We start from the raw sequence: 19116 nt of genomic DNA, 5'->3' as shown, positions 1-19116 counted from the left end.
TTTACACTCTCCTATACAGGCTGAATCCTATACTGTATATGCAGCTATAGCATTTATACCTTATATTGTGTACTTTATATTCTGTTCTTCATTCTTCCTACCTTCGCCCACGCTTGCGTATCTTGCCCGAACCAAAACTGGATTTGGGTGCGCTGCCCCGTGACGGAGAGAAGAATCCGCCATCCGAGCGATTGGATGAGCCGCCACGGTTAATCGTTCCGCTGGAAGAAGGGGAACCGCGGCTTGGCGTATTGCTGTCATACTGGGATCGTTTGGACGTCGACGAGTTGCCCCGTTTGAAAACGGACCCCGATTTATTCACCGTCATCGGCGGTGCCTGCTGGATATCCTGCACGGTCGGCTTTTTGTACTGCGTCTGCGGCGGATAAACTTTTTGGCTCGCATAACCACGGTAATGACCACCGCCATACCCACCATATCCACCAAATCCGCCCAACGAACCGAACAGCTGATTGATCAGGGTCGCTGTCAAATACCCCTGCAAAAAGCTGGAGTCATAATTGCGGCGTACATATTCCTTGGAATCGACTTCAATAATCGTATCTTCCGGTTTGTTCGGATCCTGCTGTACCTGAATCAGCTCATTCTCATAGACGAGAAACATCCGCTGCGGGTCTTCAACCGACATATTTTGCGGTGTACGCTGATCGGACAGCTGCTCGGCCACTACCGGTACGGTCTGACCGGCTGCCCGGTAGACGTACGAGGTGGAACCGCCATCCCTGCTAACCGACTCCAGCGGATAATTCAGCTTGGAGTTGTTCGAGCCGATTCCACAGCCGGAGAGCAGCGAAGTCACCAGGCTGAGCACAAGTATAATTTTGACAAGCCATGATGCGCGTGATTTCATTGGATTTCGCTCCTAACTGGCACGGATGACACGAACATCCCCGTTAAGTACAAATTCACCTTCATACAATGTAAATCGCCCGCCCTGCCACTCGATCCGCAGCGGCTTGCGATCATCCGACTGGTACTGCCATACATGCTGCTCGCCGTTCTGTACTCCCGGCAGTACCGGCGTACGTCCGCTGGCCAGCACACTGCCATGATACTGTTCATCCATGTAATAGTCCGTTCCGTCCATCTCGATATGTGTGGGCACTTCATTCGGATTCTCCAGACCACCATCGATCGGCTGATACAGCGTATACCGCAGCTTTTCCTGAAGTTCCACGTGAAGGTACATTATATTTGTTCCATCCTGCAGGGTCAGCATGACCGCATTACGTGCGCGGTTACGGGCCGTTCCGACGACCTCATATGTAACCAGCGAGACTTCACAGATATCTCCTGTCTGTAGATCCAGCGGTCCCTTTTCGGGCTTTGGAGGTTCCGGCTTGGAGACCAGATTCGTAATTCGTTTCCATAATCCCATAACATGTAACTTCCTTTCCTTGCCCGGCATGTTTATCCAGAAATTTAAAGCGAGGCCGAGATGATAAATGCGCCTACCAGCTGCAGTGCACCGCCGAGCAAACCATGACTGACCATGCCCTGACGTGTTCCTTCATCCAGATCCAAGTCTGCTATTTTTTTAAACAGCAGACGGGCAACCTGCTCCAGAATAAGCAGAATGACAAAGGAAACCACGGAGACAAGCACCGCCTCCCACAGACTCCAAGACGTATTGATCGATACTGACAAAATGTATCCCTGTGCAAACAGCTTCATCGCCAGCCGGATCGCTACTGCCGTATTACCTGCTTTGATTTCGGCGATATCCTTATATTTGGTAAAAAGTGAATCCAGATACATGAGCGCAAACAGTACCACTGCTCCTACGCCTGTCCATACCAGAATCTGCAATACAATATCCCAGCTCATCATTCGCCATCCTCCACTGATTTAGCATCATCGATTATTGAAACGTATACACCTATTATTCTGCCGAACTGCCGATTTGCCCGAAACAAAAACGAAGGAAGAACTGAATGTGCTGTTCTTGCCTTCGTTTCGGTCCTGCATTACATCTCTTTCATCAGGCAGTTCCTGATTAATCCAAAAGACAGGATTAGGATTTGCTTTCGTACTGTTTCATCAGGGCTGCCAGTTCATCTTCAACCTCTTTATTTGTTCCGAGCGCATCAATCTCGTCGTCGAGTGATTTGCCTTTGTTGTTCATTTCGTTACTGGCTTCCGCTCTGGCTTCCATCTGCAGCATTTTCTCTTCCATACGGCTGAGACCTGCAGTAGCGGAATCTGCGCTGAATCCGTTCATCGTTTTGTTGATTTCAGTCTGGGCTTTGGCTGCATTGTAACGGGCAACCAGCGTCTCGCGTTTGTTTTTCATGTCGCTCAGCTGTTTGCGCATCTCATCGAGCTTGCCGCGCAGATTATCGGCTGCCGCTTTATTCTGATCGTAATTGGCTTTGTATTCATCACGCTTCGCTTCAGCGTTTTTCTTTTCTTCCAGTGCGCGGCGGGCCAGATCCACATTCTGGTTCTGGGCGGCAATATGTGCTTGTTCTTCACGCTTTTTCACCAGTGCATCCTGTTCTTCATACAACTGCTTAAATCGCTTCTCAATCGCAATTTGGGAAGCAACAGCCTTCTCGGCATCTTCCAGATCGGCTGCCATATCGCGAATATACTGGTCAGTCATTTTGATCGGGTCTTCCGCCTTCTCGATCAGAGCATATACATTGGACAGAGTAAGATCACGCAGACGTTTGAAAATAGACATAAATTAGTTCCCTCCACTTGAATAATAATATAGTTATCGTAATACGATATAGCTGCTGCTGCAAGTATGACTGCAGCAAGCGTTGTTACTAACTGGTATTACGAAGAAATGTACATAAAGTTTCAAAGCGGCAGCAGTCCGATCATTCTCCGATGCTGATCCGTTTATTGTATCAATAACCCATATTGGGCTTTTATACGCAGCTTGCTATGCATCTTCCTTGTCAAAACAGCAAATTTTATATGCAAAAAGCCCCGCCGCCGCAGCGACAGGGCCGATTTCTGTTATGGAATTGTATAAGGAGGAGATATCGATTTACATCGATTTGGTCAGTGTGATGGAACCGTCATTATTATTCCATTTTACATCCCAGCCGAGCAGTTCGGTAATTGAGCGCAGCGGAACGAGAGTTCTGCCATCTTTGTTTATCATGGCATTTGCGGACAGCTTCATGTTTTTGCCATTAACTACAACGGTATCTTTGTCAATCCAGAATTTCATCGTATTGGAACCGGCCATCACGGTCACTTCGTTAGCTGATTTGTTCCAGCTTACTTTGGCACCGATCCCTTCGCCCAGGTAGCGCAATGGAATATACGTTGTACCATTCATTACCATCGGTTCGGTATCCATCATGGTTGTTTTGTTATCGATCTTTAGGGAGCTGCTGTTCAGCTTCATCCAGATGGTCATCATGCTGCTGCCCGAAGCGGCCGGCATGGAAGCCTGCGGCTGCTCTGCAGATAGCTGTGGAGCTGCTGGCTGTGCTGCTGTTGGAGTGGCAGGCTGAGCAGCAGCCACCATGAACTTATCCGGGTTCTGTTTGACGATGGCTCCACCCAATGCTTCGCCGATGCCAAACATCGCTTTGTAGCCTTCACGGTCAGCCTGATAGGCAGCTGCATAGTTTTTGACAGCATAGTTGTCAATCACTTTTTGTACTTGCTCTTCATGGGTCATCAATGCTTGTTCAGCGGCTGTCGCTGGCAGGTTATTCGCTGTTGCTGTGCCGAGGAAAGCGGCGAATTCCTTGGTAAAATCGGTAATCCGGCTTTTCACCATATCCAGTGCGGGCTTGTCGCCTTTTTTGAGAGCATCGACATAATCGCTCTGGGCTTTGATGTGGTTGGTTACCCAGATTTTCTCAAACTGGTCAGCTCCGGCATTGCCATAGATGGAAGCGATCGCTGCTTTGAAATCGGCCGTGTTGCCGGCTTCGGCATCAATCAGTGCCTGGGAGTCGGCTTTGCCGTCATATTGCTTTTGCATTTGCAGTACAGACAGGGCAAAATGCTCTGCTGCCAGATGATTCAGTGCGGAACGCAGATCGGCAGCCGGTGTGTCCACCGTTCCATTTTCGAACATCGATGGATTCTGGGATACGATTGCGCCGGACAATGCCTTGCTGATCGTGAACATCGTATTCAGGCCTTCACGGTATTCGGTATAGGCCCCCTGGTAATCACCGGCTACGTATTTCTCGAATACATCCTGTACTTCATCTTCATGCAGGCGGATAGCCTGTTCGGCTGCCTGCTCGGGAAGCTTGCCGCCGGTCGCTTTAGACAGGAATTCCGCGAATTCATCGACAAATCCCTGTACATTGGCTTCCGCCTGCTTGACGGCTTCCTGGTTGTTCATTCTGGTCGCTTTGACCAGGTCATCTGTGTATTTGTTATGGGCGCGGAATATACGCCCGAACTCGGCAGCCGCTTGTTTGCCGTAGATAGATTCGATCGCAGGCTGCATATCGACTGCATTCTGGTCAAGTGCATCGTAGGCTTCCTTGGCATCCGGCGCGCCCTCATATGCTTTGGTCATTGCAGTGACAGCCAGTGCAAAATGTTCGGATAACAGATAATCCAGTCCTGCACGTAAATCAGCTGCTTTGGTACTTACGGTAGGGGTCATCGATGGGGCGGATATATTGTCTGCTGCGAATGCTCCTGCTGCCGGGATGAGCAGGGATAACGATAGTACAGGTGCGATAATTTTTTTCATCTTCATAAATAAGCTCCTTTGTAAGTTGGATTGGTATTGACCATGCTTACTCCTATCAACGCGGGGAGATTATTTCTGGATCACTTTATTTTTAAAATTTTATTCATTACCTGCTGGTTCAAACTGTAAAACAAACCTGAATCCTGATCACAGCAGGCTTTGAAGCGGTCTGAATCATCTGCTGTAGAGCCAAAATCAAATGATGATCCGCAAGATTAAAATGCAGTAAAAAATCCATTATTTTCCGTTAGATAGAAAATAATGGCTTTTATTACTTTTGTATTTTAGTTCTCTGCTTAATGACGATATCCCCGCAGATACTGCACAGGTACATCCACTTCTGCGTGTAGCGCTTTGGCTGCATGAACAGCCCAGTATGGGTCACGCAGCATTGCGCGTCCGATTGCTACCAGATCGGCCTGATCTTTTTCCAGTACCTGCTCGGCATCTTCGTACTCATCCAGAATACCGACAGCAATAACCGGCATATCCAGTGCCTGCTTGAGCTGAGCGGCCAGTTCCACCTGATAACCGGGTCCTACCTTCATACCGCCGGAACCTACAGGGCCTTCACCACCGGAGGACACGTGCATAATATCTACACCGGCATCACAATAGCGGCGGCAGACTTCGGTAATATAGTCTACATCATAGCCGCCATCCACATATTCACGGGCAGAGACGCGCATAATAACCGGCATGTCTGCAGGTACTACTTCACGTACCGCCTGAACGACCCGCTCGCCGAACAGCGGCAGATCCTGACCGTATTCATCTTCGCGCTGATTGACGAGCGGCGAATGGAACTGATGGATCAGATAACCGTGGGCACCGTGAATCTCTACCGTATCAAAGCCTGCTTCGACCGCGCAGCGCGCGCCTTCACGATAAGCGATGATCATTTCTTCCACTTCGGCAGTTGTCAGCGCACGCGGCTCTTTGTAACCTTCGCCATCATAGCGTACTGCGGATGGAGCTACCGGCGGATTGGCATCTTCCGCTTTGCGGCCGGCATGACCGAGCTGGATCCCAATTTTGGTTCCATAGCTGTGAACAGCGTCTACGATCTGGCGGTAAGCCGGAATGAAGCGATCATCCCAGATACCGGTATCCTGGTCGGTAATGCGTCCATCCGGGTGTACAGCTGTCATTTCCACAATGATCAGACCGGTGCCGCCAACAGCGCGGCTAATATAATGAACATGGTGCCAATCGTTCGGCATGCCGTCCTTAGTATCTACAGAATACTGACACATCGGCGGCATGACGACACGATTTTTAAGCTCCAGGTTTTTGAGTTTGTACGGGGTAAATAATTTGGCCATCATTAATTCCTCCAATAGAAGATATATGTTATGCAACTAAATCAACAGTTATGATTATATAGCATATTACGAAATATAACAAAGTTTTCATAGGAAAAGTTATCCGATACAGCAGAATAAATAGTATCCCCTCTCTTCTGTACCCATCTGCCGGACAACGTACTCATTTATGAATATGCTAAAGACAGAAAATGAACTGTTCTATCACTTATTCATTTATGCAGGGAAATATGCACTCTTATATAGAAAAGCAATAACTTGATGCTTACCTGATATGCTTTTGCCCATCCATTCATCTGTCTGTTTGTCTCAAAGTATACAAAAAAGCATATGACCTCCAGTAGTTGTTATTCGACCGGAGATCATATGCTTTACTGTATATCTGGGCAATTCACCACTATTGTGCTTTAACCTGTCACCTGTTATTTCATATATCATTCTCTGCCTATTGGATGAAGAAATAATATATGCCGGGCTGCTCTGTAGGAGCACACCGGCATATGATTTACATGTTACAGCACTTTGCTCAGGAAATCCTGGGTACGCGGGTGACTCGGAGCTCCAAATACCTGCTCCGGCGGTCCCTGTTCCACGATCTGCCCGCCGTCCATAAAGATGATGCGATCGCCCACTTCACGGGCAAAGCCCATCTCATGCGTCACGATTACCATCGTCATGCCTTCATGAGCGAGCTTCTGCATAACTTCCAGCACTTCCCCGACCATCTCGGGATCGAGCGCCGAAGTCGGCTCATCGAACAGCATCACATGCGGCTGCATCGCCAGCGCACGCGCAATCGCGATACGCTGCTTTTGTCCGCCGGACAGCTGGTTTGGATACGTATCCCGTTTGTCTTCCAGACCTACCGTGTGCAGCAGTTCCATGGCGATCTTTTCCGCGTCTGCCGGGCTGGTCTTTTTGACCTTGATCGGAGCGAGCGTTAGATTCTGCAGGATTGTTTTGTGAGGAAACAGATTAAAATGCTGGAATACCATGCCCATCTTTTTGCGGGCATTATCGATATCATATTTACGCTGGGTGATCAGCTCATCTTCGAAATAAATCTCCCCGGCGGTAGGCTGCTCCAGCAGATTCAGGCAGCGCAGGAATGTACTTTTGCCCGAGCCGCTCGGTCCAATGACCACGACTACCTCACCTTTGGCGATATCGACATCGATTCCGGTCAGCACTTCATTTTTACCAAATGACTTTTTGAGTCCTTTAACGTTTATCACTTACACTCCATCTCCTTTCCAGCATTCCAAGCAGCTTGGAAAGCACGAACGTCATGATAAAGTAAATAGCTGCCGCGATCAGCAGCGGGTTGAGCGCCGAATAGGTGATACTCCGTACGGCCTGCGCCTGGAACATCAGATCGGCGACCCCGATAAAGGAGACGATCGACGACTCCTTGATAATAACGACGAATTCATTACCGATAGCAGGCAGTACACTTTTGACCGCCTGTGGAATAATAATGCTGCGCATCGTCATCCCGTGGGACATTCCGAGTGAACGTGCCGCCTCCATCTGCCCACGATCCACACCCTGAATACCGGCACGGAAAATCTCCGCCAGATAGGCCGAGCTGTTAATGGATAGTGTAATAATACCCGATTCCAGTACGGTAAATTCAATATGGAACGTCTGGGCGATACCATAGTGGATAATTAACAGCTGTACGAGCATCGGCGTACCGCGCAGAATCTCTGTATAAGTCACTGCGATCCAGCGCAGCACTCCCATATTCGACAGGCGGAACAGGGAAATGACCAGACCGATCAGGAAGCCGAACAATACTCCGGCTGCAGACAGCAGCAGAGTGTACTGAATCCCTTTGGCATAGTACTGGCGGTAATCCCAGAAGATGGTGAAAATATTGTTGGACTTTTGCTGTTCACCGGAGTTCAGTGCGGTTGCATCCTGAACGAACTTTTTCACCTGATCACCCTGCTTCAACTGGGCGAGCGTACCATTGATATGACCGAGCAGCTCGGCATTGCCTTTTTTCACGGCAATCGCCATCTCGGTATCGCTATCCGGAATGGTAGCAGATGTAATTGCCAGATCCGAATGGTTGGCTACCTGCCCTTCAGCTACAGGTCCTTCCATAACGGCGGCATCAACACGACCGGATTCAAGAGATAATACGATATCTGCGATGCGGTCTACCGAAGTCAGTTTGGCACCTTTGATATCCTTGGCAATGCCTTCCTGGATTGAGCCTTTCTGTACACCGATCGACGCGCCCTGCAGGCTGTCTACAGATGTATATTTATCCTTGTCTTCCACACGGGTCATGATGACCTGGCGGGAAATGTAATACGATTCGGAAAAATCAACATTTTGACGACGTTCTTCTGTCGGTGTCATACCGGAGATGATCATATCGATCCGGCCGCTGTCCAGTGCCGGCAGCAGACTGTCAAATGGAATGTCCTGAATTTGCAAGGTGGCTCCCATATCGGCAGCAATTCGCTTGGCAATCTCTACATCCGACCCGACAATCTGGTCCTTGCCATCTATATTTTTGTGAAATTCGTATGGCGGAAAGTCTGCGCTCAGACCGACCGTGATTACGTTCTGGTTGTCCTGTGCCGCAGAAGCCAGCGGGATCACTGTAAAGAACAACATGAGCATGCTCAGGCAGCATGCAAACCATGGTTTTAGTGCTTTCAACCTTCTATCTCCTTTACTCTGTCAAATTAATTTGGTATTTCCAAGTGTATTTTATGCCTTACTCGCATATCACTCAACCGGGTTATTATAAATGAAATTGTATGATTATTCAATCATTTTATGTACATTACATTCATTTTTATAAGATAACGGTTTCATATATAGGTTGGCTGCATGCTATACTCAGATTATAGCCAACATGGCATATTGATCCGATATAATGAATGATGCCCCCGAGTCGGTTCACCTGCCATTTGACGGATGACCCTTGTTGGTGCAAGCTATACCATTATACATAAAAGGAGTATACATCCATGAACCCTACCCAACTCAAACCCAGAATCAGCGAGCATATCCAGCAGCACGCCGAAGCTTTCAAAGCCGTCTCCACCTATATTGGGCAGAATCCCGAACTCGGTAATGAAGAATACAAAGCTTCCGCCCGGCTCAAGCAGGAACTGGAGTCGCACGGATTCCGGATCGAAGCTCCCATCCTCGGGATCGAGACCGCATTTATCGCTACGTATACGTCTGCCAAGCCTGGCCCGGTCGCTGCCTTTATGTGTGAATATGATGCACTGCCCGAGATCGGTCATGCCTGCGGCCACCATCTCATCTGCATGATGAGCGCAGGCGCAGCGATTGGTCTCAAGTCGGTTATCGACGAGATCGGCGGTACGATCCGTGTCTATGGCACACCAGCCGAAGAAACGCGCGGTGCCAAAGTACCGATGGCAGCGGCCGGTCTGTTCGATGATTGTGACTTTGCCATGATGGCCCATCCGTATTATGCGTACGAGGAATCCGGAATATCCCTGGCAATGGATGCCCTGCAGTTTGAATATTTCGGCAAATCCGCGCATGCCGCAGCCAGTCCGCAGCATGGTATCAATGCACTAGATGCCATTTTGCAGCTGTTTAACGGCATCAATGCGATGCGTCAGCAGACACGCAGCGATACACGCATCCACGGTATTATCAATCATGGCGGCGTCGCAGCCAATGTGATTCCGGATTATGCTTCCGCCCAGTTCTATATCCGTTCCGGCAGCCGCAGCTATACCAATGAACTGGTGGAACGGGTCAAGCAGGTCGCCCAGGGCGCAGCCATGCAGACCGGATGCCGACTGGAAATCTCCAACTATGAGTATTCCTATGATGAGCTGGTGACCAACCAGGCACTATCCGAGACATTTACCCACAATCTGCTTAATCATGGAATCCGCCGGGAAGATATCCATTCCGGCAAAGATGCAGGTTCACTGGATCTGGGCAATGTATCGGTACGCTGTCCGGCGATTCATCCGTATGTGCAGATCACGGATGAGAAGCATGAACTGCACAGTATCGGCTTCCGCGACCGGGCGCAGGAGCCTCAGGCGCTGGAAGCGATGGTATTCGCCGCCACCCTGCTCGCCGAGACCGCATTTGACGTGATCACCCAGCCCGAACTGCTGGCACGCATCCGGGCGGAATTTGAGTCCAAAGTAGCTGCTTCAGTATAGTATGAGTCGTATAATAGATGGGTAAGGGTGCATCAAGACTGGAGGTTTGCATATGACAATACTATTTTTTTTGCTGCTGGCTGTGCTGGTCATTCTGTTTGTGCGTTCGAGAAATAACCGAGCTGCCGGCCGTACAGGCAGAGTCAATGAGCGCTTTTTTCGAAAGGTTGGATTGCCTCCGGTGCATATCGTTCCCGAAGGTCATCCCTGCGAGCCGCTTGCCCGTAGACTGGAGCAATCGCTGCCATCCGATTATGAGCATCAGCTTCGGCAGCGTGTATTAACCGAACATCCTGAGCTGAGTGAAGAGGAGTGGGCCTGGCGCTGGATCGAGATGAAGCGTTATCTGCTGATGTGTGCATTGTTTCGTCAGATGCCAATGTTCAGTTCCAGAGTAGATGATATCTGGCATGAGATGCTGATGTTCACGAGAGAGTACCAGCAGTTCTGTGACCACTTTTACGGATATATGCTTCACCATTCTCCGCATGGGGGATCGCTGTTCCAGCCGGATCAGCGGGCTCTGTTCGATTGGGCATATGGAGAGCTGTTCCCGATCACACGCGGGAATGCCTATGTATGGGGAGGATTTTTCCAGTATCCGCTGGATAAGGATATGATGAATAATCTGCTGGCATTTAACCCGCATCAGGCCGAATATTCACTGTTTAACAGGGCTGCCTATACGAATATCCCAGAAGCCCGTGACGGGATTGATTATCTGGTTCAGCAGTTCCGTACGCACAGTCAGGCAGTGCTGGATCGTAGACCGCCCCGTTCGCGCACGGATCGTTCACGCCGGGACAGCAGCAGTGACAGTGCCTATCTGCCGACCTATACGGATAGCTATGGACTTGGTACGGCGAGTGCTGCTGCAGTCTATTACTCCCATGACAATCCATGGAATTTCAGTTCCATGATGAATTCCCATCTTCCACCAGATGTACAGCAGCAGCATAACAACTCTGGATCTTCCTGTGGTACCGGGTATTCAGCAACGAATGATACGTACGGGCATCATGGGCATGATCACTCTTCGGGAAGTTCGTGCAGCGGGGACAGCTCCTGCAGCAGTGGTGGTAGTTCCTGCGGAGGTGGAGGCGGTGACTAGCCGCTGCTGATGTCGTATGTATCATTTTTGTATTCGGAAAACTTTCAGGAAATGAAAATAACAAAAACAGGTCAATTATCGTATTAAACCAAGATAATTGACCTGTTTAGTATTACCTACGTACACATAATTATTTAATGTCAGTGGATTACTAATTTGTCCTTCATACGTATCTTCATTCAGAAAGCGTCTCTGAGCAGGATTGCAGTATCTAGTTTTTAAATAATCCAATCCTACTTCTGCATCTTATGTCTCACCGGCATACTTGAACTCGTTCGCTACCGCTTCTTTTTGCTGAGTTAAATTGCCCTCATCTTCATACTAATAGCTGATCATAAGACTACTATCAGTTCTTATCATCTGGACTACATAACCATGTCTATTATAAAAATCATAATAATCTTTTTAGTTAGTCAGGTCTTTCTTCGCTAATATGCGAATGATTCTAAATTTAAAGAACTAAAGAACCTCAAAGATAAAAATTTATCTCTGAGGTTCAAGCTATTATTGCAAAAGGATTCTCATCATACTTTTAACATCAATTTCATCTTTAGTAATCTCTACTAAACAATTATCTTTATCATATGCAGACTCAAAACCGATTTTAATTTTAGGAATATTAAATTTGATTTTTAAATTAATAAGGAAATGCAGCAATTTTGTTATTCTTATGCTTATTTCTGACTTTTCACCCTTATATAATTCTTTTTCCGAAAAATTAAATGTAATATCTCCTAAAATTTCATCAAAAGAAAATATCATAATTACATCATGCACTTCATATCCCAGTTCTATACTATAAAGAAGTATATTCCCTGTCCCAAGCGGAGAAAGCAATTCTTGAAAACTTTTAACTTGATAAAATTCAATATCTTTATTACTCTCTTTATCAAAAAAATGCGATGATTTCACTGGCAGTTTATTTAAACTCAACTCTTTAAAAATCAAATTATCTAATTGATCTTTGTTAAAATCCTCTAAAATTATTTCTAGATTTTCCATATTATCCCCCCTCTTTTATTGATCTATAAAACCTTTAAACGTCCCGTTTTGATTAAGACGTACACCTCTACCATCAGGTAATTTTTTATCTAAAAAAGTGACTACTCGCACATATGTATAAACATTCATACAAGGTATGATTATCAATCTGCCTTTCCACCGTATCTTCATTTAAAATTATCCAATATTCGAACCATGATACCTTATAGAATTAGTTAGAGCAAAATTGTTGAATACTACTTTTTACTTTAGAAATTTGTATAGTCATTCAACATATTGTGACTGTCCATTTTAATAAAGGTTTGTAGACACATACTGAAAATTGTAATTTGCTAAAATTAAAAAATAACTTTACTTTTACACTAATTCATATTACCTAACAAGCTTTTAATCCCTATTCAAGAAATACATTATCCACAAATGAATTCATATGTTTTCATAAACTAGCTCTATAAATCTTTGTAACATTTCTTCTATTTTTTCTTTATTCTTAATTTGTTCTGTTTCTTTTGGAAACTCCCACTCATCATCTTTTATTAAACTAATCACAAAACTTTTGTTGCTGTCATACCAGCCTATATCAATAATGTACTTATTATTAAAATATGACAATGATAACATATCTTCACTAAGAAAATATTCATCTTCTTGCAGAGAAGACTTATAGTCTATTTTTCCAAAATAATTAAAATTAATTTTTCCATCTTTAAAATCAAATTTTTCCAACATATTAAGCTCCTTTACTTTAAATATTTTTATAACGCTGCTCTGCAATGATGACTATGTATTTCTCCAACAAAGTTCTTTTTCACTCGCCTATATTTAGTTTTAGAGCCATCACTTTCCCCTATAACATCTTTAAATTCCATTACTTTAAAGTCCTCTCTATTTTTTTGTGGGTGTACCCTATTCTTATGCATAATGTTCAGCAGCTTCAATATCGACTTCTGGTTTATATTTTGCTGCACCACCGTTCTTCATAACATCGACAAACATTTCTCCACCCTGACTTACTACTTTAACGTCAGGTAGAGATCCTACTAGTATAAGCGATTTTTGCACTTCAGATCCATTGGGATCAAATAAGAATGGTACATCATTAGCAAAAAGCTGGTAATCACTATATAAAATACTGACTCCCGATGTGAAGTTTAAATAAAAATTAATCGCTGCTTTTGCAAAAATACTCTATCCACTTTAAGTAAAAGTAGACCCTGCTCAGCAACCAGATACTACTTGACATTCCATATGTTCTGTAGGATCAATGTATATCAAAGGGTTATTACTTAAATACGTTTATATGTTTGTAGTCAATGAATTATCAATCTGCTCTTCCACCGTAGGTTGGTACACATAGGCCTTTTTAGCTGGAATTGGATTTATGATATTCCTATAATCTCCTTGCTCTACCTGCTTATTGAGTAAGTTGCCGTTTTTATCGTAAGAATAAGTTGTTTTCTGGGTTGTGGTGTACATCGTGGTTAATCTTCCATTTTCGTTATATTGATAGGTACACTGGTTTGCTGCAAATATTATGAATGTTAGTAAAATAATACAAGAGATACTTAGCATTAAACTAATTTTGGGATAGGGTAAGTAATTATACTTACTTTTTCATTCTCATCGCTATTATTTTACATGTTTGAAATATTTTTTAAATTAAATTGTAATAATGATATTTAATATTTCATTTCCATAGGATAAACAGTATAAAAAGACCTTATGGTACAATAAGATCAATGTTGTAAATTGAAGGAAAATTGAGGCTAAAGAAGAACAGCTTTTAATCCATACAGCCAAGCAATAATTATCATAGTAAAAGGGGCAAAACGCTGAATTGGAACCCCTTCTATCCGATCTACCATTTTACTTACATAACGGAGGAACTAACACACCATGAGACGCACTTTTTTTCCGCGCCTGCAGGGCAATAGCCGGGGCTGCCTTGCTTTTGAACCATTTTTCCTGATTCCTTACAGTATGGTAATGACGTACGCCACCCTGTATATGTACGAACTGGGTGTCAGTGAGACCGCGATTGGCTGGATTACGACACTGAGTCTGATCGTCCAGGTGTTTTCCTCTTTTATCAGCGGTTATCTGACCGACCGGATGGGCCGCAAAAAGGCGGTTCTGTATTTTGATCTATTGAGCTGGAGTCTGGCGGCCATACTATGGGCAGTCTCGCAAAATGTCTGGTTCTTCGTTGCTGCAGCACTGGTCAATGGATTCCAGCGGGTGCCTTCGACCGCCTTTTACTGTCTAGTCGTGGAAGACACACGCCCTGCCGACCGTACATATGTATTTACTCTACTGCAGATTATTAGTGTGATTGGCGGTCTGTTCGCTCCGCTCGGCGGTCTGCTGGTGTATGCCTACGGCCTCGTGCCGGGGACGAGAATTATGTATGTGATTGCCTTTCTGCTAATGACGTTTCAGTTTGTCGGGCGGCATCTGACAACCCGGGAGACCGAGATGGGCTACCGGAAAATGAAAGAAACCCGCGAACTTGGCCTCGGCAAAAGTCTGCTCGACTATGCCGGCGCCATCAAGGAGATTACTGCAAGCAAAACGCTGCTGCTGATCTTCAGCGTATACGTACTGTTTAACTTTCAGACGACGCTTAAGACGACTTATCTGTCGCTCTATATGGCCGATTATCTGCATGTGGACAGTGATCTGATCTCGCTCGTACCTGCGGTCTCTTCGGTCGTTATGCTGCTCGTACTCTGGCTGCTGACACCGCGTATTCCGGAAAAGGCGATTTACAAGTCCATGATGGCGGGATTCCTGCTGTCCGTCCTCTCCAATCTGATGCTCGTGGTCGGGCCGATCACCCATCTGGCCTGGATTGCTGCGAGTACAGTTATTGCTGCCGTAGGCATGATGATCAGTTCTCCCTATCTGGAAGCTGCGGTTGCCAATGCGATTGACGATGAGAAACGGGCCAAGATTTTTTCGATGCTGTCCGTGCTCATTCTGCTGATTACCTCACCGGCAGGCATTATTGGCGGCTGGGCGTATACTTTTGATCCGCGCATTCCGATTGGGCTGATTATTCTCGCTTTTGCAGCAGCCTATCTGCTGATTGTCCGTTATCAGAACCAAAAAGTGCCGCCTACTTAACAGGCAGCTGCGCACATTTTGGATATGGGATCATTTATGAAGAGAATTGTATTATTTGAACGTTACTTTGCTGTTGATCAGATCCAAGGCATTCTGTCCGATTTTCTCGGCAGGTATGATTCCGCGGAAACGGGCCCTGATATTGCGGTCCACCATGTACACATGATTGCTTTTGACCGCCTTCAAGTTATTCCATACCGGCAGCTTTTTCCATTCGTTGGTGATCGCTCCGGAATCATCGGTAGCGATGAAGATCAGATCCGGCGCAACAGTGGAAATTATATCCGGATCCGGTATTTCCCGCTCGCCCCATGGCATGTATTCGATCAATTTGCCAGCCAGTTTGTTCATCGCTTCCGGTTTGTTATTATCGGCGATACCTGTCGGTGTCATCCCGAGTGCCAGCAGATCATCGCAAATGACTATTCCAGAACGACTGCATTTTGGCGGGTTCCTTGAGCTCGGTCTCACCCATATCATGCTTTATCGTAATAACGGAAGCTGCCGAAGCCAGCCAGCACGGCTGTACATGTGCCTGCGATGAGCAGACGTTTGATCCATTGTTGCATGTTCATCACTTATTTCTCCTTCATATGTAAACTCAGTTCATTTGATAATTATATTATTATCAAATTTTGTAGTATAGTGATTCATCGCTTTAAAGTAAACCTTTAATGCAGACATTCCCCAGCATGATCTGCTATCGATCTGCGTTCTTGCTGCGATCTCTCATTGCATATAAAAAAGACGCCTGTCATGTGACAGACATCCTTTTCTTCTTTATATCAATCAGTCTGTATCAACCATTCGCCTGTTATTCGGAATATCTGCACCTTATCATCGGCTTCGATTCAGAATCTGCGCCGCTGAATAACAGTCGACCACCGCTCCAGACTATGCTCTATATCACTAATCCGCAGCGGCTTGGAGATGAAATCTTCCATTCCACTCTCCATACACAGCTGACGCTCTTCTTTACGGGCAAAAGCCGTCACGGCGACGATTATAGGCTGATGTGCAAGCTCTGTCAGCTTCCGGATCTGCCGGGTGGCCTGCAGCCCGTCCATATGAGGCATATTAACATCCATGAAAATGATATCATACGTTTGTTGACGGACAGCCGTTACCGCTTCCTGTCCGTTATAGACCACATCCGGCTGATAACCTTTTTTGGTCAATATTGTACGCAGCAGCTTCTGATTGACGATATGATCTTCGGCAATCAGAATACGAAGCGGTCCGTATTTTCCTGTCTTCATCTCCTGCTCCGGAAGATACTCGGGAATTATTGTACTTAATCCTTCATAATCTTCCACATTCAGCATTAGAGTAAAGGAAAAAGTAGAACCCTTTCCTTCCCTACTCTCCATCTGAACGTCTCCGCCCATCAGTTCAATTATTTTTTTGCAAATGGAAAGACCAAGACCTGTACCTCCATGTCTGGCTGTACCAATCTGGGAAAACGGCTGGAACAGCTTGGCCTGCTGATCTGCGGGAATGCCCATGCCGGTATCCTGCACGGCAAATTCAATCATAATCCGGCTGGCATCCGGCTGAGGCTTCATTTGTACCGACATCATGACGCCGCCCACATCGGTAAATTTGACAGCATTGCCGACCAGATTGATTAGTATCTGGCGCAGACGGTTGCCATCACTGATAATTGATTCCGGCAGTGCCGGGTCCAATCTTGTGTTGAGCGTAATGTTTTTATCCAGTGCCGGCTTCTCGAACAGCTCGGTAATCTGCCCCAGCAATTCCTGCAAATAAACAGGCTCATACTCGAGTTCCATCCGGCCGGCTTCAATTTTACTGAAGTCGAGCAGTTCATTTACTATTTTCAAAAGGGCATTGCTGCTATCCATGACAATATCCGCATAGTCCTGCTGTTCCGGGGTCTCCAAAGTATCGCGGAGCAGATCCAGCATACCGATCATACCGTTCATTGGTGTTCGGAGTTCATGGCTAATAATGGCCAAGAATTCCGATTTGGCACGATCTGCCTGTTCCGCCACTTCACGTGCCTGGATAATCTTGTTCTCCTCTGTACGATCTCGGATCACGACTACCGCCCCAATACGCTGTCCATGATCAATAATGGGCGTCACTTGATACGAAGCCAGGAAGCTGGTGTTATCCTTGCGCCAGAGTACAGCCTCGTCACGCAGCCGCGTCTCTCCCTGCTGGAGCGCCTCCAGGATCGGCGTATTGCCCGACAAAATAGGGCTTCCATCCGGCTCGCTCTGCTCCATATGATGGAGCAGCTTGAGACCGAGCATCTCCCCTTCTTCATAACCAAACATCTTCACTGCTGCCGGATTGGCAAATGTGGTCTGTCCGTCCAGACCTATACCAAATATGCCTTCGGATACAGAACCCAGAATCAGCTTCTGCTCGTTGCTCAGTTTGTAAATCTTATTAAGATTCTGCTTGCTTTCCGTAATATCCTGGACGATCGCATAGACGCCTACGAGTTCATCCCCTACATAGATCGGCACATTGGTCACTTCCACATCCACCAGATGCCCTTGTTTGTGAATCGTCCGCAGCTGATATAACCGGGTTGCTCCCTGCTTGGCCTGTTCAAAGTTGGATGTGGTCCATTCCAGATCTTCCGGATAGACCAGCTTCTCGAATGAACTTCGCTTGAGCTCTTCTTCCGTATATCCCAGCATACGCTGGAAGCTGGCATTGGCGGATAGGTAGTATCCATCCAGGCTGAGTGCATGGATGCCCAGCGGATTGAACTCAAACAAGGACTTGTACCGGCTTTCACTTTCTTTCATTCTGCGTGCCTGCTCCCGCCGTTCATGGATATCCCGTGTCACGCCAATAATGTATTCCCGTTCGCCCTGCTCGTTATAAATATACCTGCAGGTACTTTCTACCCAGATATAATTGCCATCCTTTAACCGGTACCGATAGCTGACTGCATCCCGTGCGGTTGTCAGCTGGCCATGACCTATATTTTCCAGATAGTCCCGGACATGAGGCAGATCATCCGGATGAATATAGCTCAATCCATCCGTGCCCATCACCTCTTCCACCGTATAGCCAAATAAAGGCTCACATGCCGGTGAAGCATACACAAAGGTTGCTCCATGATCTGCCTTGTGCTGGGACAGAAAGTCTGTCGTATGATTGGTCAGCAGTCGCAGCTGACGTTCCCGATCCTGCAGCCGCTCTTCCATTAGCTTGCGTACACTGATATCACGAATAATAGCCAGTAGTTCAATCTCCTTGCCGTTCACGTCCTTGACCAGACGACAGATCGCTTCTGCCCAGAACCATGAGCCGTCTTTGCGCAGATTGCGATAGACCACAGTCACCGAATGGTTGTCCACCAGACCCGCTTGAATCGTATCTGTTACATATTTCTTGTCATCAGGATGTACATAATCAAATCCACTATTGCCCAGCAGTTCATGTGGTTCATATCCCATCAGCTCTATGCAGGAAGGAGAAACGTCCACATAAGTATATCTTTCATCCAGCAAATGGCGGCTGATGAGGTCACTTGTATAATTCATAAGGCTTTGATAATGATGCTTGATCTGCCGGAGCTCAGCATATTCCTGGCTGCTAATCGTCACTTCATTCATATTTTATATACTCTCCCTCTTAATGGGCAAATCACTGCTTGACTGCTACTTTTACCAG

15 protein-coding genes are annotated in these 19116 nt (G+C 46.3%); 3 read left to right on the top strand and 12 right to left on the bottom strand.

Annotated elements, in window-relative coordinates; all coding sequences use genetic code 11:
* Positions 1-97: 97 nt before the first annotated feature.
* The 8 genes from M1D61_RS10115 to M1D61_RS10080 form a co-directional block, all read right to left on the bottom strand.
* A complete protein-coding gene (locus M1D61_RS10115) occupies positions 98-871 on the bottom strand; it encodes a DUF4247 domain-containing protein (RefSeq protein ID WP_458122220.1) in 774 nt (257 codons plus the stop codon).
* Positions 872-883: 12 nt separating this feature from the next.
* The gene (locus tag M1D61_RS10110; protein ID WP_458122219.1) at positions 884-1399 is read right to left on the bottom strand and encodes a DUF4178 domain-containing protein; all 516 of its coding nucleotides are present in this window, start codon (positions 1397-1399) and stop codon (positions 884-886) included.
* 44 nt (positions 1400-1443) lie between these two features.
* Positions 1444-1848 carry a DUF350 domain-containing protein gene (locus M1D61_RS10105; protein ID WP_458122470.1) on the bottom strand — a complete coding sequence of 135 codons (405 nt, stop codon included), beginning with the start codon at positions 1846-1848 and terminating at the stop codon, positions 1444-1446.
* Positions 1849-2035: 187 nt separating this feature from the next.
* A complete protein-coding gene (locus M1D61_RS10100) occupies positions 2036-2707 on the bottom strand; it encodes a PspA/IM30 family protein (RefSeq protein ID WP_458122218.1) in 672 nt (223 codons plus the stop codon).
* A 315-nt stretch (positions 2708-3022) separates the two neighbouring features.
* Entirely contained in the window at positions 3023-4714 is a 1692-nt protein-coding gene (locus tag M1D61_RS10095) for a copper amine oxidase N-terminal domain-containing protein (protein WP_458122217.1), read from the bottom strand.
* 290 nt (positions 4715-5004) lie between these two features.
* Entirely contained in the window at positions 5005-6033 is a 1029-nt protein-coding gene (locus M1D61_RS10090; RefSeq protein WP_458122469.1) for an NADH:flavin oxidoreductase/NADH oxidase, read from the bottom strand.
* 512 nt (positions 6034-6545) lie between these two features.
* On the bottom strand, positions 6546-7268 hold the full coding sequence (locus M1D61_RS10085; RefSeq protein ID WP_458122216.1) for an amino acid ABC transporter ATP-binding protein: 723 nt from the start codon (positions 7266-7268) through the stop codon (positions 6546-6548).
* A complete protein-coding gene (locus M1D61_RS10080; protein ID WP_458122215.1) occupies positions 7255-8712 on the bottom strand; it encodes an ABC transporter substrate-binding protein/permease in 1458 nt (485 codons plus the stop codon). The genes M1D61_RS10085 and M1D61_RS10080 overlap by 14 nt, the downstream gene beginning before the upstream one ends.
* A gap of 314 nt (positions 8713-9026) precedes the next feature.
* Between M1D61_RS10080 and M1D61_RS10075 the strand changes: the two genes are divergently transcribed.
* Both M1D61_RS10075 and M1D61_RS10070 read left to right on the top strand, forming a co-directional pair.
* Complete coding sequence (locus M1D61_RS10075) at positions 9027-10217, top strand: M20 family metallopeptidase (RefSeq protein ID WP_458122214.1); 1191 nt, start codon at positions 9027-9029, stop codon at positions 10215-10217.
* A gap of 52 nt (positions 10218-10269) precedes the next feature.
* Entirely contained in the window at positions 10270-11328 is a 1059-nt protein-coding gene (locus tag M1D61_RS10070; RefSeq protein WP_458122213.1) for a hypothetical protein, read from the top strand.
* Positions 11329-11832: 504 nt separating this feature from the next.
* Here M1D61_RS10070 and M1D61_RS10065 read toward each other — a convergent pair.
* Both M1D61_RS10065 and M1D61_RS10060 read right to left on the bottom strand, forming a co-directional pair.
* Positions 11833-12330: a hypothetical protein gene (locus tag M1D61_RS10065; protein ID WP_458122212.1), complete on the bottom strand. Its 498-nt coding sequence runs from the start codon at positions 12328-12330 to the stop codon at positions 11833-11835.
* A gap of 426 nt (positions 12331-12756) precedes the next feature.
* Positions 12757-13059: a hypothetical protein gene (locus M1D61_RS10060; RefSeq protein ID WP_458122211.1), complete on the bottom strand. Its 303-nt coding sequence runs from the start codon at positions 13057-13059 to the stop codon at positions 12757-12759.
* Between the two features lie 1167 nt (positions 13060-14226).
* On the opposite strand from M1D61_RS10060, the gene M1D61_RS10055 reads away from it, so the two are divergent.
* Positions 14227-15456, top strand: coding sequence for an MFS transporter (locus tag M1D61_RS10055; protein ID WP_458122210.1), 1230 nt, complete (start codon positions 14227-14229; stop codon positions 15454-15456).
* Between the two features lie 51 nt (positions 15457-15507).
* Here the strand turns inward: M1D61_RS10055 and M1D61_RS10050 are convergent, their stop codons facing one another.
* Together M1D61_RS10050 and M1D61_RS10045 are read right to left on the bottom strand one after the other, a co-directional pair.
* Positions 15508-15927, bottom strand: coding sequence for a hypothetical protein (locus tag M1D61_RS10050; RefSeq protein ID WP_458122209.1), 420 nt, complete (start codon positions 15925-15927; stop codon positions 15508-15510).
* Positions 15928-16307: 380 nt separating this feature from the next.
* Entirely contained in the window at positions 16308-19058 is a 2751-nt protein-coding gene (locus M1D61_RS10045; protein WP_458122208.1) for a PAS domain S-box protein, read from the bottom strand.
* Positions 19059-19116 lie beyond the last annotated feature (58 nt).

The sequence above is a fragment of the Paenibacillus sp. Z6-24 genome, from assembly GCF_054161335.1.
Note: the sequence above shows the minus strand (reverse complement) of the source record. Positions and strands in the feature narration are given on the sequence as shown.